Raw genomic sequence first — 21,562 nt, forward strand, 5'->3', positions numbered from 1 at the left:
AGCCCGACCGACCCTTAGCCTGACAGGATCAAGCCCATGGAAAAGCGCGGAATCGTCATGGAAGAACGGGTCAGGGACGGCAGCAGGACCTACCAGCGGATCCGCGAGGCGATCCTGAGGCTGGAATTGCGCCCGGGCTCGGTCATCGACGAAGCGACGCTTTGCGAAGCGATGGAAGTCTCGCGCACCCCGGTGCGTGAAGCGATCATCCAGTTGATTGCCGATGATCTGGTTGTCCGAGAGGGGCGCAGCGTGCGCGTGACGCCTCTCGATTTCGACGAGATCCCCCGTCTCGGCGAGGCGCTGCTGATTTCCAGCCGCATGATCCACCGACTGGCGGCCGCCAATTGTACCTTGCCGCAGCTGAAGGCGATTGAGGCCGCAATGCTGGCCTTTGAGGAAGGGGCGGAGCTGGGGGACGGCATGGCCCGCTCCGAGTTGAACTTGAAGCTGCATTTCGCCATCTCGGACGCCGCACAGAACCGTTATTTCCAGCGCTTCTACGAGCATGCGTTGATCGGCAATTTCCGCCTCGCCCGGGCGGCCTTCTCGCAGCATGAGAAGGCCAATGTCGGCAAGGCCCCGGACGCCGCCACGCAGGCGCACCTGCGCGAGACCTGCCGTCAGCACCGCGAGATGGTCGAGGCGATCCGCACCGGCGATCAGGACAAGTCCGAACAGATGGCCGTAGCGCATGAATCTCTGTCGCGCGGTCGACTGCAGCGGCTCTTGTTCGGCGATGCGACCGCTGCGCAATTCTCGCTCAGCACCGAGCTGCCTGCGGGTTAGGTCGGCGGGTCGGCGGGTAGCCGCTCGCGCAGCCAATCCAGAAATTTCCGCGCCGAGGTTGAGACCGCGCGGTGCGGCGTCAGCGAGGCCGCGAAGACCAGTGAAATCTCGGCCGCGCTGCCCTCGGGCGCGATGACCCGTCCGGCCTCGATCTCGGCCTCGCCATAGGTCGAGAACAGGACGCACAACCCCCCCGATCCCTTCACCACCTCCAGCGCGGTCAGGGTGTTGTCCACCTTGATCGGCGCCTGTGTCGGCGCAAGCGTTACGCCCATCGCAGCGGCCCAACGCTCCCAGAGCTGGTGTTTGCCCTGAGTATACACCAGCCGCCGCGCATTGACCCAATCCGCCAGCGCCTCGCCGGGCGCGGGCAGGGTCTCGCCCTTGGGGGCGACCAGCATCATCCGCTCGCGCCCCAAGGGCACCATGTCCGGCGTCAGCTGCACTCGGTCGACCATGGCGATGCTCAGATCCGCCAGCTCGACATTGGGATCGGTCCAGATGGTCGAATTTAGCCGCACCTCGATATCCGGGTGGCGGGTCTGGAAATCGTGCAGATGCCGCGCGATCCAGATCGACACGAACGAGATCGGCGCCGAGACCGTCACCACCCGCCGCGCGCGCGGGCCGGTCAGACCCTGCGTCGCGGCCTCCAGCACATCGAGCGCCTCGGCCACGCCGGGGCGATAGGCCTCGCCCACCTCGCTCAGTTCCAGCCCATTGCGCAGGCGGTTGAACAGCTGCCGCCCGAGATATTGCTCCAGCGCCCGCACCCGCTGGCTAATCGCCGATTGCGTGCAGTTCAGCTCTTCGGCGGCGCGGCTGAAGCTCAGGTGGCGGGCGGCGGCCTCGAAGGCCTGCAGATAGGTCAGATGGGGCAGATTGCGCATCACGGTCCCGGATTCTCTGGACGCCTCATTACGAAATCGGGGTCTGAGGGTAAAGTTCGATTTCTTGCGATCAGGGGCCGCAGCGGGCCATCTGGACCCGATAGAACAGGGGGCCGCGATGCCATTCAACCTTCTGAAATACGGGCTCAGATCGGGCCACGAACCCTTCCGGGACATCCCCGCCACGCCCGATCTGAAGGCCAGCTATGACGTCGTCATCATCGGCGGCGGGGGGCACGGGCTGGCCGCGGCCTATTACCTGTCGCATGTGCACGGCATCACCAACATCGCCGTGCTGGAGAAGGGCTACCTCGCCGGCGGCAACACCGCGCGCAACACCACGACGATCCGCTCGAATTATCTGACCCCGCCGTCCATCGCCTTCTACAAGGAGGGGGTCGAGCTCTATGAGACCCTCTCGCAGGAGCTTGGCTTCAACATCATGTTCTCGCAGCGCGGGCAGCTGACGCTGGCGCATTCGGACGGAGCGATGCGCAGCTTCCGTCTGCGGGCCGAGATGGGCAAGCACATGGGCACGCGGATCGAGGTCGTCGATCCCAAGACCGTGCGCGAGATCTGCCCGCAGGTCCACATGGACGAGGGCGGCAGGCACGAGGTTCTGGGCGGGCTCTGGCACGAGGACGCGGCGACCGCGCGCCATGACGCCGTCGCCTGGGGTTACGCCAAGCGCGCGGCCGAGCGCGGGGTCGAGATCCATCAGCGCACCGAGGTCACCGGGATGGCGGTCTCGGGCGACCGGGTGACCGAGATCCGCACCAACCGCGGCACGATCCGTGCGGGGCAGGTCCTGCAGGCGGCGGGCGGCCTCAACGGGCAGATCGCGGCGCTGGCCGGCATCGCCCTGCCGATCCGCTGCTTCCCGCTGCAGGCGATGGTCACGCAGCCGCTGAAGCCGTTTCTGGACATCCTGCTCAGCTCGTCCGATCTGCACACCTATCTGGTGCAATCCTCGCGCGGCGAGATCGTCATCGGCGGCGGCACCGACCCATATCAGCTGGCCTCGACCCGCTCGACCCTGCCGCAGAAGGAGGCGCTGGCCACCGGCGCGCTGCAGCTGATGCCCTTCCTGCACAATGTGAAGCTGTTGCGCCAATGGGCCGGGATCACCGACATCACCCCGGATTTCAGCCCGATCATGGGCGCCTCGGCCCTCCAGAACTACTGGCTCGACGCGGGCTGGGGGACCTGGGGCTTCAAGGCCACTGCCGTCGCCGGCAAGCGTCTGGCCGAAACCATCGCCACGGGCCGCGTGCCCGCGATCCTGCAACCCTTCGCGCTCGAGCGGTTCGACCGCTTCGCCCTTCTCAACGAGATGGGCGCCACTGCCGCCGGCCATTGAGGACAGAGGCATGAAACTGATGACCTGCCCGATGAACGGGCCCCGCAGCATCGCGGAATTCCAATGGCTCGGCGCGGTGCAGCCGGACGACGACCCGCAGGGCGGCGCGCTGGTGGAACGCCTGTTCTTCGCGCCCAACCTCTTGGGCGTGCTGCGAGAATGGTGGCGGCACACCCCCACCAACACCGTCTTCATCGCCGAACGGCACCTGACCACCAACGAGATCCTGCGCACTTATTTCCACAATGCCGGGACCGACAGCACCGCGGGGGCCGCGCAATGACCGACCGTCTGGGTTCCGGCTGGGGCAGCCGCATCGACCGCAGCCGCCGCTTCGACTTCCGCTTCGAGGGCCGCGCCATTGCCGCCCATCCCGGCGACACGCTGGCGAGCGCGCTGGCGGCGCAGGGCGAATGGGTGCTGTCGCGTTCGTTCAAATATCATCGCCCGCGCGGCGTGATGACGATGGCGGGGCAGGATGCCAATACGCTGGTGCAGGTGGGCGACGAGCCCAATGTCCGCGCCGATCTGCGCCCCGCCGCCGAGGGGCTGGAGGTCTCGCCGGTCAATGTTCTGGGCAGCCTCAAGCGCGATTCGGGCCGGATCATCGACCATCTCGGGCGCTTCCTGCCGGTCGGCTTCTATTACCGCACCTTCTTCGGCCCGACCCGCGGCTCGTGGGAAAAGCTGTGGGAGCCGATCATCCGCCGCTCGGCTGGTCTTGGGGTGGTAAGCCTCGATCCGACGCCGCGGACCTATCACAAGGCGACCCGCCATTGCGACGTGATGGTGGTCGGGGCCGGGCCCTCGGGTCTGTCGGCGGCGCTGGCGGCCTCGGCCAAAGGCGCGCAGGTGATGCTGGTCGAACGCGAGCCGGAACTCGGCGGCGCGCTGACCTATGCACGTTTCGACATCGACCGCACGGAGGCCGAGGCCCAGCTTCAAGATCTGCGCGCCCGCGTGCTGGCCGATCCGAACATCGAGTGCCTGCTCGGTGCCACCTGCAACGGTCGGTTCGAGGACAATTGGCTGCCGATCCTGCAGGGTGACACGCTGATCCGCGTCCGTGCGCGGGATCTGGTGATCGCCACCGGCGCGCATGAGCAGCCGGCGATCTTCCGCAACAACGACCTGCCGGGGGTGATGCTGTCCTCGGCCGCCCAACGTCTGATGCGCCATTATGCCGTGCGCCCCGGCCGCCGCGCCGTGGTTTTGGCCGCGCATCGGGATGGCTACCTGACCGCCTTCGACCTGCAGGACGCGGGCGTCGAAGTCGCATTGATCGTCGATCCCGAGGGGCGCGATGGCGACGGCTTCAACGCCGAATGCCAGCGCCGCCGCATTCCGGTCCTGCGGGGCGCCACGATCGAGAGCGCCCGGGGCGGGCTGCATGTCGACAGGGTGACGATCCGCGAGGGTTCGGGCACGATTCGGCACGAGGCCTGCGATCTGGTCGCGGTGGCGGGCGGCTATACGCCGGGCTACCAGCTGGCGCTGCATGCCGGGGCGAAACTGACCTCGGATGCCGAGGGTCTGACCTTTGCCCTGACCGGCCTTCCCGCGCATGTGCATGTCTGCGGGGCGGCGCAGGGTCTCAGCAATCTTTCCGCGGTGATCGACAGCGGCGCGCAGGCGGGTCTGCGGGCCGTGACCGGGGCCGCGGATGAAACCCCCGCCGCCGTGCCCGGCTGGCGGCGCGCGCCCCGGCTGGTGCCGCACAAGCAGGGCCGCGACTTCGTCGATTTCGACGAGGATCTGCAGGCCAAGGACATCGTCAACGCGGTCGCCGACGGCTACCGCGAGCTGGAGCTGGTCAAACGCTATTCCACCGTCGGCATGGGGCCCTCGCAGGGGCGCCATTCGGCGCTGGCGACGGCGCGGCTGGTGGCGGGGCAGACCGGGCGCACCTTGGGCGAGGTTGGCGTCACCACCTCGCGCCCGCCGTTCGGGCCGGAAAAGCTGGGCCTTCTCGCCGACACCACGCCCGAGCGCGAGCGCCACACGCCCCTGCATGGCGAACATCTGTCCGCCGGCGCCAAGATGCAGCCGGTGGGCGCCTGGTGGCGGCCGTTCCTCTACCGCGGCAACGAAAGCGTGGCCGAGGGCGTGACCCGCGAGATCCGGCTCGTGCGCGAAGGCGCGGCGATGCTCGATGTCTCGACCCTGGGCAAGCTCGACCTGCGCGGGCCGGATGCGGCGGAGTTCCTCGACCGTTTCTACACCATGGCCCATGCCAAACAGCCGGTCGGCCGCGTGCGCTATTGTCTCGCGCTCAACGAGATGGGCTCGATCCTCGACGACGGGGTGGCCTATCGCATCGCGCCCGAGCATTTCTACGTCACCGCCACCACCGGCGCGGTCGAGCGTGTCTTTGCCGAGATGATGCTGAAGAAGACGATCTGGGGCCTGCGCGTCGATATCCAGAACGTCACGCCGACCTTCGGGGCGATCAACGTCACCGGCCCGCAGACCCGCGCTGTGCTGGAGCGCCTCGCAGGCGATGTCGACCTGTCGCGCGAGGGCTTCGGCTTCCTCGATGGCCGGACCGGTCATCTGGCCGGGGTGCCGGTGCGGATCATGCGCATCGGTTTCACGGGCGAGCTCAGCTACGAGATCCACGCGCCGCAATCGCAGACCGTCGCACTGTGGCGTGCTTTGCGCGCGGCCGGGGCCACGCCCTATGGGCTGGAAGCCTCGCGCATCCTGCGGCTGGAGAAGGGGCATATCATCATCGGGCAGGACACCGATGCGCTGACCACGCCCGATGAGCTTGGCATGAGCTGGGCGTTGTCCGGCAAGAAGCCGTTCTACGTCGGCCGGCAGGCGGTGGCGATGCGCCGCGCGATCGGTCAGGCGCGCAAGCTGTGCGGTTTCACCCTGCCTGACCGCAGCGATCTGGGCGAATCCGCGCTGGTGATGAAGGGCGGCCAGCCGGTCGGGCATGTCACCTCGTTCGGCTTCTCGCTGACCTTGGACCGCTGGATCGGCATGGCCTATGCCGCGCCCGAGGATGCGGTGCCGGGCCAGAGCCTGCGCCTGCGTCGTTTCACCGGCGGCGAGGTCGAGGCCAAGGTGGTCCCGCTGCCGTTCTACGATCCCGAAAACACCCGTCAGGAGCTTTGAATGTCCGCTGCTCTCGCATCCCTTCCCGTCGCGGCGGCGCGTCACTGGCCGCTGGCGTTTCTGCCTCTGATCGATCCGGCCACGCCCGGCGACCTGTTTCTGGACCTGTCCGCGCAGCCCCGTTTCGGTCTGCGCGGGCCGGGCACCGGGGATTGGCTGACCGCCCGCGGCCTCGCGCTGCCCGAGGTCAACCGGACCACCACCACGCAGGGCCTGCGCATCGCCCGGCTGGGTAGCGACGAGGTGCTGGTGTTGCCGGCGACCAGCGACGCGACGCCCCTCGCCAACCTGCGCCGCGACTGGGCGCAGGCCGAGTGCGCGAAGGGCTTCGACGCCTGGCGCGATGAAGGTTGGGCCTGGCTGCGCGTCACCGGGCTGGAGGCTGTGCTGCCGCTGCTGACGGCGGCCGACACCCGCGACGCGGCCTTCCCGGCGGACGGCGTGTTGCAGACTCGGGCGCTCCATATGGACGTGGTGATGCTGCGCGACGGGGCCTCGGTGGATCTGTTCTTCGACGTGGCCTCGTCCCATTATGCTGCCGACTTTCTGGCCGCGGTCCTGCCCGGCCACAGACAGGGGCGGGTCTCGGCCGGCCGGGAGGAGTGACATGAATACCATGAAACGCGTCGGCCTGATCGGGGCCGGGACCATCGGCCGGACCATCCTGAAGGAGCTGCAATCGCTGCCGGGGGTCGAGATCGCCTTCGTTCTGGTCCGCGACCCCTCGGCCCATGCCGACCTCGGCCTGCCCGAGGGTTGCGTCATCGCCGACGAGGCCGTGGCGCTGGAGCGTGGCGCGGATCTGGTGGTCGAGGCGGCGATGGCCGACACCGTGCAGCGTCTCGCGCCGGATTTCCTGCGCCACGGCGATTTCTGCGGCTTCTCCAGCACCGCGCTGGCCGACCGCGCCACCGAAGACGCCGTGCGCGAGGCCGCGCTGACCCACGGCCGCCGCTTCTATGTCCCGCATGGCGCGGTGCTGGGGCTCGACGGGCTGGGCGACGGGCAGGGCCTGATCGACAGCGTGACGATCACCACGACGAAAAGCGGCAAGAGCCTCGGCATCGACCCTGACACCGAAGGCGCGATCTTCGACGGCCCGACCCGTGACGCCTGCCACCGCTTCCCGCGCAATGTGAACGTCCATGCGGCGATCGCGCTGGCGGGGCTGGGCTTTGACCGCACGATCAGCCGGATCGTCGCGGTGCCCGGACTGGTGGACATGAAACACCGGATCGAGGTCACGGGGCAGGGGCTTGCCTGGGATCTGGGCATCACCTCGCGATCCTTGGGCGGGGTGACGGGGGCCTATACACCGCGCTCGGCCGCGGGCACCGTGCGGCGCATTCTCGGCGGGGCAGGGGTGGTGGTCGCCTGAGCGCGTCCGCCCCGGAACAGACAACAGACAGGACAGACAATGAGCGTTGAGGACAAGTTCAAGCGGTTGGCGACGGATCATGCCCCCGGGCAGGAGACCCGTCAGGCGCGCTCGGGTGGCGACTGCAAGATCGGCGACGACTTGCCGGGCACGCCCGTCGATTTCTCGCATGGGGATGTGGATGCGCACGAGCCCACCCCCGGCTCGCGCGAGGCCTATCTCGATGGCGTCGCACGGGGCGGGTCGCAGGCCTATACCGAATACCGCGGCGGCGCCGCGCTGCGCGCGCAGGTGGCCGAGCGCCTTGCCGCCTTCACCGGCGCGCCGGTCGACGGTACCGACGGGCTGATCGTCACCCCCGGTACGCAGGGCGCCCTGTTCCTCGCGCTCGGGGCGCTGGTCGCGGCGGGCGACAGGGTTGCCATCGTGCAGCCCGACTATTTCGCCAACCGCAAGATCGTCGAGTTCCTCGAGGGGCGGATGATCCCGGTGCAGCTGCGCTACCGCGAGACCGAGACCGGCGCCGGGCTGGATCTGGCCGAGCTGGAGGCCGCCTTCCGGGACGGGGCGCGGGTGTTCCTGTTCTCGAACCCCAACAACCCCTGCGGCTTGGTCTATTCCGCGGACGAGATCGCCCAGATCGCCGCGCTGGCCGACCGCTACGGTGCGACGGTGGTGGTGGATCAGCTGTATTCGCGGCTGCTCTACACTGGCTCGACCTATACCCATCTGCGCGCCTCGGGGCTGATGTCGCCCGACAACGTCATCACCATCATGGGCCCGTCCAAGACGGAATCGTTGAGCGGCTACCGGCTGGGCGTGGCCTTCGGGGCGCCGGCGGTGATCGCGCGCATGGAGAAGCTGCAGGCGATCGTCTCCCTGCGCGCTGCGGGCTATTCGCAGGCCGTGCTGGCGACCTGGTTCGCCGAGCCCGAGGGCTGGATGGACGCCCGCATCGCCGCGCATCAGGCGATCCGCGACGATCTGGTCGCGCGCTTCCGCCGCATCCAAGGCTGCACCCTGCGTGTGCCCGAGGCCGGCAGCTACCTGTTCCCGCAGCTGCCGGAGCTGACCCTGTCGCCGCTCGATTTCATCCGCGCCCTGCGCGAACAGGCGGGTGTGACCGTGACGCCGGGCACCGAATTCAGCCCGCATGAAGACCGGGGAATCCGCCTCAACTTCTCGCAGGATCATGCTGCGGCGGTCGCGGCGGTCGAGCGGATTGCCGCAATGGTCGACCGCTACCGCGCTTGATCTGGTTGATTGTGACGTAACACGCCCCCGCCGAAGATGTTCGGAGGGGGCATTCTATTCTTGTGCCGTCGATTGCTGAACCGGCGCAAAATAGATTTTCCGCCAACTCAAGCAAGAAGCGCTTTGAGGTGCGAATTCAGAAACCGATCCTCGGGATCGAAACGTCGGCGCACTGCCTCGAACCTTGCGGCGTCGGGATAGGCGCGACGGAAGCTCTCGGGCGTGAGAAAGTGCAACTTGCCCCAGTGCGGACGGGCGTCGAACTCTGCCAGCAGGGTATCGACGGCACGCAGGAAGGGCTCATACGCCTCGCCGATGACGCCCGAGACGGACAGCGATACGCTGTCCCGGCCCGACTGCGCCGAGAGGAAGGCGCTGTCACCCTTTTGCCAGCGGACCTGCAGCGGCGAAATCTCATGCGGGAACCGGGTCAGCATCAGGCTTTGCAGCGCGAGCACCGCCTCACGCGCGCGAGAGGCTGGGACCATGTATTCGAGCTCGTGGAACTCGGCGTCGGTCGTGCCGTCGGGATAGATCCGGTAGGCGCGGTCGGTGCGGGCGTTCAGGGGGCCGGGTCGGGCCGGAATCGCCTCGGGCGGGACTTCGCGCAGCAGTTTGACGAAGCAATGATCGGCAGGCACGTCGCCAAGCGCATACATCGCGGCCGAGCGGTCGGTGGGCATCCACCAGAACGAGAAATGACGATAATCGCGGAGCAGATCATCCCAACGCTCGAATACCTCGGCCATCGGCAGCGCGCAATTCTCCTCGCGCAGGCCATAGGCCGGGACCAGTTGCAGCCCGATCCGCAGGGCCACACCCAGCATGCCGACCGAGACCTGCGCCGCGGCCAGCGCCTCGGGGTCCGAGGCGTCGATGTCCACGACCTCGCCCCGCCCGTCGATCAACCGCATCGAGGTCACCGCCGAGGACAGCGAACCGAACGCCAAGCCCGATCCCTTGGTTCCCGTTGCCACCGCGCCGGCGATTGACTGTACGTCCACATCACCTTGATTGGCGATCGACAGGCCGGCGTTCCAAAGCGGCTCGCCCAGCGACGCGATGGTCGATCCCGCACGGACCACGGCCTGCCGCTGCGCCGCATCGACCGAGATCACCCCGGTCAGCGCCGAGAGATCCACAAGCAGCCCGTCGGTTTCCACCACCGGCGTGAAGGAATGACCGCTGCCGGCCACCCGCACCCGCTGCCCGGCGCGCAAGGCTTCGCCGATTCGCGCGATGGCATCGTCTTCAGTGAGCGGGCGGAAAATTGCGGCGGGGGTGAACCGCTGGTTACGGCCCCAGTTCGTCCAGCTTGAAGGCATCGGGCATGTCCTTTGCGCAGGGCCGCAGCAGAAGCAGCCGAGGGATTTCCCCCAATATGCAATGTCATCGGATACCGTCAACGGGTAGTATATCACATGTTATAGTATGATATTGTCACCGGAGCCCTTTTGCCGCTAGACAGGTTTCAGGTGCTCGGTTATCGATTACATATCGTCGATAGGCGAAAGACCCCCGGCGCCGTTGGCGCAGAGCCGCTCCTCCCGCGGTCGCACGGCACCGGAGGGCATTGAGAGGATTATGATGAGCTCCACCATCTTCAGCGGTTGCATCCCCGCCCTGATGACCCCCTGCCGCCCCGACCGCAGCCCCGACATCGCCGCATTGGCCCGCAAAGGACGCGAACTGATCGACGCCGGCATGTCCGCGGTGGTCTATTGCGGCTCGATGGGCGACTGGCCGCTTCTGTCCGACGAGGACCGCATGGCCGGCGTCGCGGCGCTGGTCGAGGCCGGTGTGCCCACCATCGTCGGCACCGGCGCGATCAACACCAAATCGGCCGTCCGCCTTGCCGCCCATGCCCGTGAGGTCGGGGCGCAGGGCCTCATGGTGATCCCGCGCGTCCTGTCGCGCGGCACCTCGGTCGCGGCGCAGCGCGCGCATTTCGCGGCGATCCTCGAGGCGGCGGGCGACATTCCGGCGGTGATTTACAACAGCCCGTATTACGGCTTCGCCACCCGTGCCGACCTGTTTTTCGACCTGCGCAAGGATTTCTCCAACCTGATCGGTTTCAAGGAATTCGGCGGCAAGGACGATCTGACCTACGCGGCCGAGGCAATCACCTCGGGGCATAAGGAACTGACGCTGATGGTCGGCGTCGATACCACGGTGTTCCATGGCTTCGTCAATTGCGGCGCCGGCGGTGCGATCACCGGCATCGGCAACGCGCTGCCGAAGGAAGTGCTGAAACTGGTCGCGCTGTGCGAAGCCGCCGCCAAGGGTGACGCAGAGGCTCGCCGCCGCGCGCTGGAGCTGGAAAGCGCCCTCGACATGCTGTCGCGCTTCGACGAGGGCGTCGATCTGGTGCTGTACTACAAGTACCTGATGGTGCTGGGTGGCGACGCCGAATACGCGCTGCATTTCAACGAGACCGATGCGCTGACCGTCTCGCAGGCCGCCTATGCCAAGACCCAGTTCGACCTGTTCAAGGCGTGGTACGCCGACTGGGACCGTTGAGCCGACCCGCCGGGGCGGTCTCGCGCGCCCCGGCTCCTTTCTGACTGACCGCAGGACTTCTCCCGTGACCGACGCGCTGCACAAAGACCACCATATCGCTGGCCAGCTGGTGACCGAGCCGGACTCGACCCGGGCCGTGGCCCTCGCCGCCGAGGCGGCCGAGGCCGCGTTCGACGCCTTCTCGGCGCTGCCCGGCGCCGAGCGTGCCGCGCTGCTGGAAGCGATCGCCGACGAGATGACCGCGCGCGGCCCGGCGATCATCGCCGCCGCCGTCGCCGAGAGCGGCCTGCCCGAGGCGCGCATCACCGGCGAGCTGGGGCGGACCACCGGCCAGCTGCGCCTGTTCGCGGATCATGTCCGGGCCGGTCGCCATCTGGATCTGCGCCACGATCCCGCGCTGCCTGACCGCAAGCCTGCGCCGCGCCCGGATCTGCGTCTGATGCAGGTGGCGATCGGCCCTGTGGCGGTGTTCGGTGCCTCGAACTTCCCGTTGGCCTTCTCGGTCGCGGGCGGGGACACGGCCTCGGCGCTGGCGGCGGGTTGCCCGGTCGTGGTCAAGGAACACAGCGCGCATCCGCTGACCAGCCAGCGCGTCGCCGCCGCCATCGATGCGGCCATCGCCCGGACCGGCGCGCCGCGCGGCGTGTTCAGCCTGATCCGCGCGCAGGACCGCGCCGCCGGCACCGCGCTCGTCCAGCATCCGCTGATCAGGGCCGTGGGCTTCACCGGCTCCTTGGCCGGCGGCAAGGCGCTGTTCGACCTCTGCGCCGCGCGGCCCGAGCCCATTCCCTTCTTCGGCGAACTCGGCGCGGTGAACCCGATGTTTGTGCTGCCTGAGGCGCTCGCCGCGCGCGGAGAGGCCATCGCGCAGGGCTGGGCCGCCTCGCTGACGATGGGGGCGGGGCAGTTCTGCACCAACCCCGGTATCGCGATCTTGCCCGCCGGTGCGGCCGCCGAGACCTTTGCCCGCACCGCCTCACTGGCCCTGAGCCGTGTCCCTGGCCAAACCATGCTCACAGACGGCATCGCCGCCGCCTATCGCAAGGGGCTGGACGCGCTGGACGGCATGGCGGGGGTCGAGGCGCTGCTGCGCAACGACCAATCAGGGCGCGAGGCGCTGCCGAACCTCGCCCGCGTCGACGGCGAGACCTTCCTGTCAGAGCCGCATCTGGCCGAGGAGATCTTCGGCCCCGCCGGCCTTCTGGTCATCGCCGAGGACGCCGCGCAGATGCTGTCGATCGCCCGTGGCCTGCAGGGCCAGCTGACCGCGACGCTGCATCTCGATGACGCTGACCATGCCGAGGCCGCGCCCCTGCTGCGGATCCTGTCGCGCAAGGCCGGGCGGCTTCTGGCCAACGGCTTCCCCACAGGGGTCGAGGTCTGCGACGCCATGGTGCATGGCGGGCCTCACCCGGCCTCGACGAATTTCGGCGCGACCTCGGTCGGCACCCTTGCCATTCGTCGTTTCCTGCGGCCCCTGTGCTTCCAGGATATCCCGGCGGCCCTGCTGCCGGCCGAGCTTCGCTGAACCGCCCTCTCAGGACCAAGGCCATGTCACCCATCACCTCGATCGAAATCTACGGCTACGGGCTGACCTATGCCCATGGCGAATATGCCATGTCGAAGGGCCGCACCGCGACGCAGCAGCAATCGACGCTGGTGCGGATCCGCACCGCCGACGGGCTGGAGGGCTGGGGCGAGAGCAGCACCCTCGCCGGGACCTATCTGCCCGCCTTCACCGAGGCCACGCGCGAGGGCATCCGCGTCATGGCGCCCGCACTGATCGGGCAGGATGCGACCAACCTCGCGGTGATCCACCGGATCATGGCCTCGATCCTGCTGGAGCAGAACGCCGCGAAAAGTGCCATCGACATCGCCTGCTGGGACATCCTCGGCAAGAAGGCCGGCCTGCCGATTGCCCGGATGATCGGCGGCATCGCCCAGCCCGATTTCCCGCTCTACGAGGCCGTGCCGCTGGCCGATCCCGAGGCGATGGCCGAGTTCGTGCAGACCCGGCGCGAGACCGGCGTGAACCGCTGGCAGGTGAAGGTCGGCAACGATCCCTATGACGATGCGCGCCGCCTGACCGAGGTTCTGGCGATCTGCGACGACAAGGCGGTGATCGTGGCGGATTCGAACGGCGGCTGGACCCTGCCGCAGGCGATGCAGGCCGTGCGCCTGTGCGAGGACATGGACATCTTCCTCGAACAGCCCTGCCGCGACACGGCCGATTGCGCGCTGGTCAAGCGCAACACCCGGCTGCCCTTGTCGATGGACGAGAGCGTCACCAACGCAGCCGAGCTGTACCGCGCGAAATACGACGCCAATGCCTGCGCGCTGAACATCAAGCTGGCGCGGGTCGGCGGGATCTCGGGCGCGGTGACGATGCGCAACATGGCGCAGGATCTGGGTTTCTCGATGTGCATCGAGGATGTCTGGGGGGGTGACGTGACCACGGCCGCCGTCGCCCATGTCGCGGCCTCGACCCGGCCCGAGGCGCTGATGCACGCGGCCTTCTTCAACGACTGGACGGTCGAGAAGGTGGCCTCGAAAGGCATCCGCTCCGAGCGTGGCACCGGCCGCGTGACCGAGGCGCCGGGTCTGGGGATCGAAATTGACATGGCCGCCCTCGGCGCGCCGCTGGCGGAGATCGCGTGATGACGCCTGTGACCCTCCCCGCCGCCGCACTGGACTGGCTGGCGCGTGCCGACCGTCAGCCGCTGATCGCCGTCGACAGCCATACCGCCGGCAATCCGACGCGCATCGTGCTCTCGGGGCTCGACCTGCCCGAGGATGTCACCGGCGTCGATGCCGCACGCCTCTGGCTGCGCGACAATGCCGACCAATGGCGCCGCCGTCTGGTGCATGAGCCGCGCGGCGGTGGCCTGACCTGCGCCGTCCTGCCCATCGCTACCACCGAGGATGGCTGCGACATCGGCGCGGTGATCCTGGAGCCCGGCTCATACCCGCCGATGTGCGGGCATTGCATGATCGGCTTTGCGACCGTGATCGGCGAGCTGGACCTGCTGCCCGATCTGTGGCGCGCCGATCCGCTGGCCGCGCAGATCCGAATCCGCACGCCCGCCGGCCCGATCGGCGCCCGAATTACCCGCGAGGCCGTCGGCGGCGCGCTGACGGTGACGCTGGCCAATGTCCAATCCTTTACCGCGCTGCGGCGCGATTGCGAGGTGGACGGCCGGGTGATGCCGGTCGAGCTGCTCTATGGCGGCGATTACTACATGTCGGTCGATGCCAAGGCGATCGGGCTGTCGCTGGATCGATCCAACGCGACCGAGATCACCCGCATCGCCCGTCTGCTCAGCGCCGCCTTCAACGCCGAGGCGCCGGTCGATCCGCATACCGGCGCCGCGCTCGATGTCTATCAGGCGCTGTTCTACGACTACGACCCGGCCACGCCCGACCATGCCAAGATCGTCGTCGTCGCGCCTCCGGGCGTGATCGACCGCTCGCCCTGTGGCACCGGGTCGAGCGCCTTCCATGCCAAGCTGGTGACCGAAGGCTATCTCGCGCCCGAGGCCGTGCTGCACACCGAGAGCATCATCGGCACGCGGTTCCGTGTGACCTCGGGCGGCTTGGCCAAGGACGGCGCGCGGCTTCTGGTCAGCCCGCTTTTGACCGGGCAGGCCTTCATCAACGGCTTCCTCACCATCGCTGTCGACGGGGCCGATGCCCTGGCTGACGGCTTCGACCCCCTCTGACCATTCCTCAGGAGCATCCCATGGCCCTTCAAGGCGTCCTTTCCGCCATCGTCACCCCGTTCTCGGCGGATGGCGAAACCATCAACGAACCGATGCTGCGCAAACTGGTCGACCAGTCGATCGAAGACGGCGTGCATGGCTTCGTCCCCGCCGGCGGCACCGGGGAATTCTCGACGCTCTCGGGCGACGAGCGCCGCAAGCTGGTGGAGATCGTCTGCGAGCAGACCGCCGGCCGCGTCTCGGTCATGGCCTCGACCGGCGCCACCTCGACCCGCGAGGCGATTGCGCTGTCGAAACACGCTGAAGCCGCGGGCGCCGATGTGCTGATGCTGGCGACGCCGTATTACGAGGCCGTCGATGAAGACCGCGCATTAGCCTATTTCGGCGATATCGCCGCCGCGACCAGCCTGCCGCTCTGCGCCTATAACTTCCCTGGTGCTACCGGCTTCCATCTGAACACGGACTTCCTCGTGCGGCTCGCCGCCGAAGTGCCGAGCGTGAAATACGTCAAGGATTCCTGCGCTGACATCGGCCAGATGAACGCGCTTTTGGGCGATCACGCCGACAAGATCACCTTCCTGATCGGCGAGGACGTGCTGTTGCTGCAATCGATGATGCTGCGGGCGCCGGGCATGGTGATGGGTATCGCCAACTTCGTGGCGCCCGGCCTGCGGATGATCCACGAGGCCGCGCAGGCCGGCGACGATCTGAAAGTTGTCGATCTGTGGCGCCAGATGCATCCGCTGATCCGCCAGATGGGCAGCGCCAATTACAACGCCGGGGTCAAGGCCGCCTGCGAGATGCTGGGTCTCGATGTGGGTCCGGTGCGCAAACCCGTCGCCGGCTACACCGAGGCGCAGAAGGCCAGCCTGAAGGCCGTGCTCGATGCGATGGACCCGGCCCTGCTGACCGGCGCCGCGCGTCGCTGAGCCCGCAAACGACGACGCCCCCGCGATGCGGGGGCGTTTCGCTTTCGTCACGCTGTCAAAGCGTCAGCCGGCCCATTGCCCGACCATATGCGACAGGTGCTTTTTCATCAGCGATTCCGTGCGCGCCGCATCGCCGGCCTCAAGCGCTTCGAGGATCGGCAGATGCTCTTCGGCCGATGCGACGAGGCGCCCTTCGCGCGACAGGGCTTTCAGGCCATATTGCCGCGACTGGTCGCGCAGATTCTCGACGATTGTTGTCAGCTGATCGTTGCCGAGGATCTGCAGCAGGGTGATGTGGAAATCGCGGTCGGCAGTCAGGTAGCCGGCGATATCAGCCGTCCGGGCGCAGTCGATCATCCGGTTCGCGATGGCGGCGAATTCGTCCTTGCGGGCGCGGATCGCCTCGGCATGATCGCGGGCCAGACGCTCCATCGACGGGACTTCCAGCAACAGCCGCAGCTCATAGAGGTTGTTCAGCTCGCGGTCGGTGAGCGGGATCACCCGGAAGCCCCGATTGCGCACGGATTCCATCAGGCCCTGGTTCACCAACGTGAGCATTGCTTCGCGCACCGGGCTGTTGGACACGCCCAGCTCGCTCGCCAGCGAGGCGGCGGAATACACCTCGCCCGGCTTCAGATCGCCCGAGATCAACCGCAGTTTCAGGATCTCGAGCGCCTGGTCTCGAAGGTTGCTCTGTTTCAACGCCGGATGCATCAATCGCTGTCCCTCTTTGTGCTCGTGGGTAACATATAGCATGTGGTGTGTCGCCGCATAGGCGTTCTCGAATTGGGTCATTGCGTCATCCTAACGCAACGCGGCATCCCTGAGCGGCCGAGGCGTAAAGTGCCTCGATCACGCGCAGGGCGGCCATGGGATCACCCGTCGCCGCGGGCGAGACCGGGCCGCCGAGCAGCTCGGCGGTGATCCCTTCCAACAGGCGACGATGGGCATGGGTCGGGTAATCGCGGGGCTCGACCGGATCGCGGAACGAGAACCCGTCGGGCAGGGCGGTGATGTCGTTTGCCGCGTCGTCCTGCGTGCAGCGCAGGGTGATCTGGTCATGTTCGGCGTTGAAGACAATCGAGCCGCGGGTGCCAGAGATCGTGACCAAGTGCCGCTGGCCGGGATAGGCCGCGGTCGAGGAGCTGAACGTGCCGATCGCGCCGCTGGCGAATTCCAGGAGGGCGGCGGCGGTGTCCTCGGTCTCGATGGCGTGGAAGCGGGTGCGGCACAGGGCGGTGACGGCCGTGATCGGCCCCAAAAGATATTGCGCGAGATCGAGCATATGCGTCGATTGGGTGGTGACGCAGCCGCCCCCCTCGCTCGCACGCCGTCCGCGCCAGCTGTTGTCGGCGTAATAGGCCGGGGTGCGGTATTCGTTGTCGACGATGTTGACCAGCACCACATCGCCATAGTGCCCGGCGGCCAGATCGGCGCGGGCGCGTTCGGTCGCCTCGGCGTGGCGGCGCTGATAGACGAGGAACAGCCGCACCCCCGCCGCGGCGCAGGCGTCAACGATGGCCTGTGCGCGCTCGGGCGTCACCTCGATCGGCTTCTCCAACACGACATGCTTGCCCGCAGCGGCGGCGGCGAGGGCGGGCTCCAGATGGGCGGCGTTGGGGGTGGTGATGATGACCGCGTCCACATCGGGTGCAGCCACCAGATCCTGCAGGGTCTCGCAAACGCGAAGGCCGGGATGCAGGGCGGCATGGCGCGCGACAAACTCTGTCGCGCGCGCAGGATCGCGGGCCTGAACGGCAACCAGCCGGGCGTCCGGAACCGCCGCCAGCTCCCGTGCGTGGGTGCCGGCGGCCGTGCCTGTGCCAATCAGGCCGTAGCGGATCATCCCTGCGTGCCGGTGGCCGCGAACGGGGTCGAGTTGCGGCGACGCCAGTCGGTCAGGCGGACACGCGCGCGGCGGGCCGCCTCGTGGCCGGTGCCGGTGGCGATCTCCATATTTCCGATTTCTGCGAAATAGTCGCCGGCGAAGTGGATATCGACATCCTTGCGCTCGCTGTATTGCAGCATCGGCTCGAAGTCGAACCCGGCCGGACGGTAGGTGTTGCCCGGCTCCCAGCGGCGGACGACGCATTCTTTCACATGGCCATTCAGCTGCGGGAACATGCGGTAGACATCGGCCAGATAGGCGTCGCGGATCCCCTCGTCGGTCATCTTCAGCATCTCGCGCGCAGGGGCGCCGCCGGAATAGACCATCAGGCTGCCGCCCGGCTTGCGCGGGCCGGTGCGCAAGGGGTTGGCATGGTTGAAGAACATGTCGAAGGACGCATCCGGCGTGGTGATCGCGTAGATGTCGTCATATGGCATGGGCCCGGTTTCATCGGTGATGATGCCCATGGTCGGGAAGGGGCCGTATTGCACATTGGCGAGTACGTTGCGCACATTGTCGGGAATGTCGCGCACGATGGTCTTGGCGATGTTCGCCGGGATTGCCACGATCACCTGCGAGGCCGTCGCCACCCGCTCCTCATCGCCCTCGCGGTAGCGCACGGTGACCAGATCGCCGGTCTTCTCCACCGAAGTCACGGTCGCGCCATAGGTCACGCGGCCGTCCATCAGCTCCATCATCACCTCACCGAACCGGCCCGAGCCGCCGTTGAGGTTAAAGGCCATGGAATCGCCCTTGCCGGCCCAGACTGCGCCGAACAGCGACACGCCGACACCGGCGTTCTGGTCCTCCATTTCGGCGGCGGCGCGGCGGGCGGCGGATTGGAACAGCTTCTCGATGCGCGGCGAGGTCTTGCCGACGAAATCCTTGAAGCTGATGTCCGACATGAAGCGCGCGACGCGGGCGCGGCGCTTCTGGTTGCTCTCGCCATAGACCGGGGCCATCTCGGCCTGCCATTTCTTCACGGCCGCGAGGATGCGCAGGCCGATGCGGGCAAACTGGATACGCTCGCCCAGCGACATCGGCAGGGTCAGCGGCAGCATCGACACCGATTTGGGCGAGTAGACCTTGCCGCGCCATTCGATGGCGAATTTGTTGCCGGGGATGCGGATCACCTCCAGCCCGATCGAATGCAGGATGTTGCGCATATGCGATCCGGCGGCGGGGAACAGATGTCCGCCGAAGTTCATCCAGTAATCCCCCTTCGAGACCGAGAACAGCCGCCCGCCGAGGCGCTGCGTGGTCTCGAGGATATGGATGTCGCGGTCGCGCAATTCCCAAGCGGCCGAGAGGCCCGAGGGACCGCCGCCGATGATGATGACCTCGTGGTGTTGCTGGTTCATGATCCGAACTTTCAGAGGCGCCGCGGCGCCGGGAGGAGGGCAGGGCGGCGGGGCAAACGCGCGCCCCGCCGAAGGTTGGTCACAGGGTCAAAGTGATCCAGATGGTGCGTTTGTGGCTGTATTGATCGAAGGCCTCGATCCCCTTGTCGTAGCCGCCGAAGCCCGAGGATTTGTAGCCGCCGAAGGGCGTCGTGATGTTGCCCTCGCCATAGGCATTGACCGCGACGGTCCCGGCCTGAATGCGGCGCGAGACGCGGATCGCCTGATTGATATCGCTGGAGAAGACCGTCGCGGCGAGGCCGTATTCGCTGTCATTGGCCAGCGCGATCGCCTCTTCTTCGGTGTCGAAGGGGATCACCGCGACGACCGGGCCGAAGATCTCCTTGCGGGCGATCTCCATCTGCGGCGTGACGCCGGTGATCACGGTGGGTTCCACGAACCAGCCGCCGGTTTCCTCGAACAGCCGCTGGCCGCCCTGCGCGATGGTCGCGCCCTCGGCCTTTGCCGTGGCGATGGCGCCCAGCACGCGTTCGAGCGCCTTGGCCTCGATCAGCGGGCCCATCATCGCGGTCTCGTCGGTCGGCTGCGCGACTTTCCAGCCCTGCGCCTTTTCCACCAGCTTGGCGGTAAAGGCCTCGGCCAGCGAGGCATGGACAAGGATACGCGAGCCGCAGGTGCAATTCTGACCCATGTTCCAGAAGGCAGCCGCGGCGAGGTTGTCGGCCACCTCGTCCAGCCGGTCCGCGGCCGAGGGGAAGACGATCTGCGGGCTCTTGCCGCCGCATTCCAGCACCACGTTCTTTAGGTTGCTGTCGGCGGCGTAGCGCAGGAATTGCCGGCCGACGGCAGTGGAGCCGGTGAAGGTGATCATGTCCACATCCGGGTGCAGCCCCAGCGCCTTTCCAGCGACATGGCCATAGCCCGGAATGACGTTGAACACGCCGGCAGGGATCCCGGCCTCGACGGCCAGCTCGGCGATGCGGATGGTCGAGAGCGAGGCGAGTTCCGCCGGCTTCACTACGATGGAATTGCCGGCCGCCAGCGCGGGGGCGATCTTCCACGACAGCGTGCCCAGCGGGAAGTTCCACGGCAGCACCATACCGATCACGCCCAGCGGATCGCGCTGGATCAGGCCCAGATGGTCCTCGCCGGTGGGCGCGACCGCGCCATAGACCTTGTCGATCGCCTCGGCATACCAGCGGATGTTGTTCTCCACATCCGGCAGATCGAGAGTGCGGCAATCGGTGATCGGCTTGCCTGCGTCGATGGCGTCAAGCAGCGCCAGCTCCTCGGCATGGGCATGCACCAGATCCGCGAAGCGCAGCATCACGGCCTTGCGCTCTTCCGGTGCGATACGGCTCCAGCAGCCCGAACGGAAGGCGGCCCGCGCGGCGGCGACGGCACGGTCGACATCCGCCTCGCTGCAGGCCGCAACCTGGGTCAGGGTCTTGCCGGTGGCGGGGTTCGGCGTGTCGAACAGGGCGCCGCCTTCGGCATCGACGAGCTGGCCGTCGATGAAGGCCTGGGTGCGGTGATCGGGAGGGAGGGTGGTCATGTCGTATCCGGTCGTTTGGTCAGGTCAGAAGCGTCAGCTCACCTTGCCGAGGAAGGCACGGGTGCGCTGTTCGCGGGTGTGGTTGAAAACCTCGTCGGGCGTGCCTTCCTCGACGACGACACCGCCATCCATGAAGACCACGCGGTCGCCGACGTCGCGGGCAAAGCCCATCTCATGGGTAACGACGACCATGGTCATGCCTTCGCGGGCAAGGTCGCGCATCACCGTCAGAACCTCGCCCACCAATTCGGGATCGAGCGCGGAGGTCGGCTCGTCGAACAGCATGAGCTTCGGTTTCATCGCCAGCGCGCGGGCGATGGCGACGCGTTGCTGCTGCCCGCCCGAGAGCGTGGCGGGATAGGCCTGCGCCTTTTCCGTCAGGCCGACCTTGGCCAGAAGGTCCATCGCCAGGGCGACGGCCTCGGCTTTGCGCATTTTGCGGATACCGATCGGCGCCTCGATGATGTTCTCCAGCACGGTCATGTGCGGGAACAGGTGGAAGCCCTGAAACACCATGCCGATATCGGCGCGCTGGCGTGCGACTTCCTTCTGGCGCATCTCGTAGAGCTTGCCGTCGTGCTCGCGGTAGCCGACCAGCGAGCCGCCGACACGCAACAGGCCGCCGTCGATTTTCTCCAGATGGTTCATGCAGCGCAGGAAGGTCGACTTGCCGGAACCCGAGGGCCCGAGGATGCAGCAGACCTTGCCGTAATCGACGGTCAGGTTGACGCCCTTGAGCACTTCGAGACTGCCGAAACTCTTGCGGATGGCCCGGGCCTGTCTCTGATAAACATCT

Annotated in this window: 19 protein-coding genes; 12 read left to right on the top strand and 7 right to left on the bottom strand. The window is 67.5% G+C overall.

Features of this window, described 5'->3' with window-relative positions:
- Positions 1-36 precede the first annotated feature (36 nt).
- On the top strand, positions 37-789 hold the full coding sequence (locus tag BCY78_RS04805) for a GntR family transcriptional regulator (protein ID WP_068298578.1): 753 nt from the start codon (positions 37-39) through the stop codon (positions 787-789).
- Here the strand turns inward: BCY78_RS04805 and BCY78_RS04810 are convergent.
- Complete coding sequence (locus BCY78_RS04810; RefSeq protein WP_068298581.1) at positions 786-1,679, bottom strand: LysR substrate-binding domain-containing protein; 894 nt, start codon at positions 1,677-1,679, stop codon at positions 786-788. The two genes, BCY78_RS04805 and BCY78_RS04810, sit on opposite strands and share 4 nt — an antisense overlap.
- A gap of 118 nt (positions 1,680-1,797) precedes the next feature.
- Here BCY78_RS04810 and BCY78_RS04815 point away from each other — a divergent pair, with 118 nt between their 5' ends.
- From BCY78_RS04815 to BCY78_RS04840, 6 genes are read left to right on the top strand one after another with little or no spacing between them, the layout of a single operon-like run.
- A complete protein-coding gene (locus BCY78_RS04815) occupies positions 1,798-3,039 on the top strand; it encodes an FAD-dependent oxidoreductase (RefSeq protein ID WP_068298584.1) in 1,242 nt (413 codons plus the stop codon).
- Positions 3,040-3,049: 10 nt separating this feature from the next.
- Positions 3,050-3,322 carry a sarcosine oxidase subunit delta gene (locus BCY78_RS04820; protein WP_068298585.1) on the top strand — a complete coding sequence of 91 codons (273 nt, stop codon included), beginning with the start codon at positions 3,050-3,052 and terminating at the stop codon, positions 3,320-3,322.
- On the top strand, positions 3,319-6,162 hold the full coding sequence (locus BCY78_RS04825; protein WP_068298586.1) for an FAD-dependent oxidoreductase: 2,844 nt from the start codon (positions 3,319-3,321) through the stop codon (positions 6,160-6,162). Before BCY78_RS04820 ends, BCY78_RS04825 begins: the two co-directional genes overlap by 4 nt.
- The gene (locus BCY78_RS04830; protein WP_068298590.1) at positions 6,163-6,768 is read left to right on the top strand and encodes a hypothetical protein; all 606 of its coding nucleotides are present in this window, start codon (positions 6,163-6,165) and stop codon (positions 6,766-6,768) included. It abuts the gene before it with no gap.
- A 1-nt stretch (position 6,769) separates the two neighbouring features.
- Positions 6,770-7,540 carry an aspartate dehydrogenase domain-containing protein gene (locus tag BCY78_RS04835; protein ID WP_068298591.1) on the top strand — a complete coding sequence of 257 codons (771 nt, stop codon included), beginning with the start codon at positions 6,770-6,772 and terminating at the stop codon, positions 7,538-7,540.
- A gap of 39 nt (positions 7,541-7,579) precedes the next feature.
- Complete coding sequence (locus BCY78_RS04840; RefSeq protein WP_068298593.1) at positions 7,580-8,794, top strand: pyridoxal phosphate-dependent aminotransferase; 1,215 nt, start codon at positions 7,580-7,582, stop codon at positions 8,792-8,794.
- Between the two features lie 107 nt (positions 8,795-8,901).
- On the opposite strand, the gene BCY78_RS04845 is transcribed toward BCY78_RS04840, so the two are convergent.
- Positions 8,902-10,119: a D-arabinono-1,4-lactone oxidase gene (locus BCY78_RS04845; RefSeq protein WP_068298595.1), complete on the bottom strand. Its 1,218-nt coding sequence runs from the start codon at positions 10,117-10,119 to the stop codon at positions 8,902-8,904.
- A gap of 262 nt (positions 10,120-10,381) precedes the next feature.
- Here BCY78_RS04845 and BCY78_RS04850 point away from each other — a divergent pair, with 262 nt between their 5' ends.
- The 5 genes from BCY78_RS04850 (at position 10,382) to BCY78_RS04870 (ending at position 15,962) form a co-directional block, all read left to right on the top strand.
- Complete coding sequence (locus BCY78_RS04850; RefSeq protein WP_068298692.1) at positions 10,382-11,314, top strand: dihydrodipicolinate synthase family protein; 933 nt, start codon at positions 10,382-10,384, stop codon at positions 11,312-11,314.
- Positions 11,315-11,408: 94 nt separating this feature from the next.
- A complete protein-coding gene (locus BCY78_RS04855; protein ID WP_369808691.1) occupies positions 11,409-12,842 on the top strand; it encodes an aldehyde dehydrogenase (NADP(+)) in 1,434 nt (477 codons plus the stop codon).
- Between the two features lie 23 nt (positions 12,843-12,865).
- Entirely contained in the window at positions 12,866-13,972 is a 1,107-nt protein-coding gene (locus BCY78_RS04860; RefSeq protein WP_068298597.1) for a mandelate racemase/muconate lactonizing enzyme family protein, read from the top strand.
- A complete protein-coding gene (locus BCY78_RS04865; protein ID WP_068298599.1) occupies positions 13,972-15,033 on the top strand; it encodes a proline racemase family protein in 1,062 nt (353 codons plus the stop codon). Before BCY78_RS04860 ends, BCY78_RS04865 begins: the two co-directional genes overlap by 1 nt.
- A 20-nt stretch (positions 15,034-15,053) precedes the next feature.
- Positions 15,054-15,962 carry a dihydrodipicolinate synthase family protein gene (locus tag BCY78_RS04870; RefSeq protein WP_068298600.1) on the top strand — a complete coding sequence of 303 codons (909 nt, stop codon included), beginning with the start codon at positions 15,054-15,056 and terminating at the stop codon, positions 15,960-15,962.
- Between the two features lie 63 nt (positions 15,963-16,025).
- Here the strand turns inward: BCY78_RS04870 and BCY78_RS04875 are convergent, their stop codons facing one another.
- The 5 genes from BCY78_RS04875 to BCY78_RS04895 all read right to left on the bottom strand — a co-directional run bounded on the left by BCY78_RS04875 (position 16,026) and on the right by BCY78_RS04895 (position 21,534).
- Positions 16,026-16,757 (bottom strand): GntR family transcriptional regulator, encoded by a 732-nt coding sequence (locus BCY78_RS04875; protein WP_199523106.1) that lies wholly within the window; start codon positions 16,755-16,757, stop codon positions 16,026-16,028.
- 4 nt (positions 16,758-16,761) lie between these two features.
- Positions 16,762-17,808: a Gfo/Idh/MocA family protein gene (locus tag BCY78_RS04880; protein WP_068298603.1), complete on the bottom strand. Its 1,047-nt coding sequence runs from the start codon at positions 17,806-17,808 to the stop codon at positions 16,762-16,764.
- Positions 17,805-19,211 carry an NAD(P)/FAD-dependent oxidoreductase gene (locus BCY78_RS04885; protein WP_083194822.1) on the bottom strand — a complete coding sequence of 469 codons (1,407 nt, stop codon included), beginning with the start codon at positions 19,209-19,211 and terminating at the stop codon, positions 17,805-17,807. The genes BCY78_RS04880 and BCY78_RS04885 overlap by 4 nt, the downstream gene beginning before the upstream one ends.
- A gap of 79 nt (positions 19,212-19,290) precedes the next feature.
- Positions 19,291-20,766: an aldehyde dehydrogenase gene (locus BCY78_RS04890; protein WP_068298607.1), complete on the bottom strand. Its 1,476-nt coding sequence runs from the start codon at positions 20,764-20,766 to the stop codon at positions 19,291-19,293.
- A gap of 33 nt (positions 20,767-20,799) precedes the next feature.
- The gene (locus tag BCY78_RS04895; RefSeq protein ID WP_068298610.1) at positions 20,800-21,534 is read right to left on the bottom strand and encodes an amino acid ABC transporter ATP-binding protein; all 735 of its coding nucleotides are present in this window, start codon (positions 21,532-21,534) and stop codon (positions 20,800-20,802) included.
- Positions 21,535-21,562: the final 28 nt, after the last annotated feature.

Origin of the sequence: Pararhodobacter sp. CCB-MM2 (genome assembly GCF_001691415.1) — a bacterium.
Taxonomy (GTDB): Bacteria; Pseudomonadota; Alphaproteobacteria; order Rhodobacterales; family Rhodobacteraceae; genus Pararhodobacter.

Bases quoted from the DNA above. Each gene is read 5' to 3' on its own strand.
- BCY78_RS04805 (WP_068298578.1), top strand. From the start codon at position 37: ATGGAAAAGCGCGGAATCGTCATGGAAGAACGGGTCAGGGACGGCAGC.
- BCY78_RS04810 (WP_068298581.1), bottom strand. From the start codon at position 1,679: ATGCGCAATCTGCCCCATCTGACCTATCTGCAGGCCTTCGAGGCCGCC.
- BCY78_RS04815 (WP_068298584.1), top strand. From the start codon at position 1,798: ATGCCATTCAACCTTCTGAAATACGGGCTCAGATCGGGCCACGAACCC.
- BCY78_RS04820 (WP_068298585.1), top strand. From the start codon at position 3,050: ATGAAACTGATGACCTGCCCGATGAACGGGCCCCGCAGCATCGCGGAA.
- BCY78_RS04825 (WP_068298586.1), top strand. From the start codon at position 3,319: ATGACCGACCGTCTGGGTTCCGGCTGGGGCAGCCGCATCGACCGCAGC.
- BCY78_RS04830 (WP_068298590.1), top strand. From the start codon at position 6,163: ATGTCCGCTGCTCTCGCATCCCTTCCCGTCGCGGCGGCGCGTCACTGG.
- BCY78_RS04835 (WP_068298591.1), top strand. From the start codon at position 6,770: ATGAATACCATGAAACGCGTCGGCCTGATCGGGGCCGGGACCATCGGC.
- BCY78_RS04840 (WP_068298593.1), top strand. From the start codon at position 7,580: ATGAGCGTTGAGGACAAGTTCAAGCGGTTGGCGACGGATCATGCCCCC.
- BCY78_RS04845 (WP_068298595.1), bottom strand. From the start codon at position 10,119: ATGCCTTCAAGCTGGACGAACTGGGGCCGTAACCAGCGGTTCACCCCC.
- BCY78_RS04850 (WP_068298692.1), top strand. From the start codon at position 10,382: ATGAGCTCCACCATCTTCAGCGGTTGCATCCCCGCCCTGATGACCCCC.
- BCY78_RS04860 (WP_068298597.1), top strand. From the start codon at position 12,866: ATGTCACCCATCACCTCGATCGAAATCTACGGCTACGGGCTGACCTAT.
- BCY78_RS04865 (WP_068298599.1), top strand. From the start codon at position 13,972: ATGACGCCTGTGACCCTCCCCGCCGCCGCACTGGACTGGCTGGCGCGT.
- BCY78_RS04870 (WP_068298600.1), top strand. From the start codon at position 15,054: ATGGCCCTTCAAGGCGTCCTTTCCGCCATCGTCACCCCGTTCTCGGCG.
- BCY78_RS04875 (WP_199523106.1), bottom strand. From the start codon at position 16,757: ATGACCCAATTCGAGAACGCCTATGCGGCGACACACCACATGCTATAT.
- BCY78_RS04880 (WP_068298603.1), bottom strand. From the start codon at position 17,808: ATGATCCGCTACGGCCTGATTGGCACAGGCACGGCCGCCGGCACCCAC.
- BCY78_RS04885 (WP_083194822.1), bottom strand. From the start codon at position 19,211: ATGAACCAGCAACACCACGAGGTCATCATCATCGGCGGCGGTCCCTCG.
- BCY78_RS04890 (WP_068298607.1), bottom strand. From the start codon at position 20,766: ATGACCACCCTCCCTCCCGATCACCGCACCCAGGCCTTCATCGACGGC.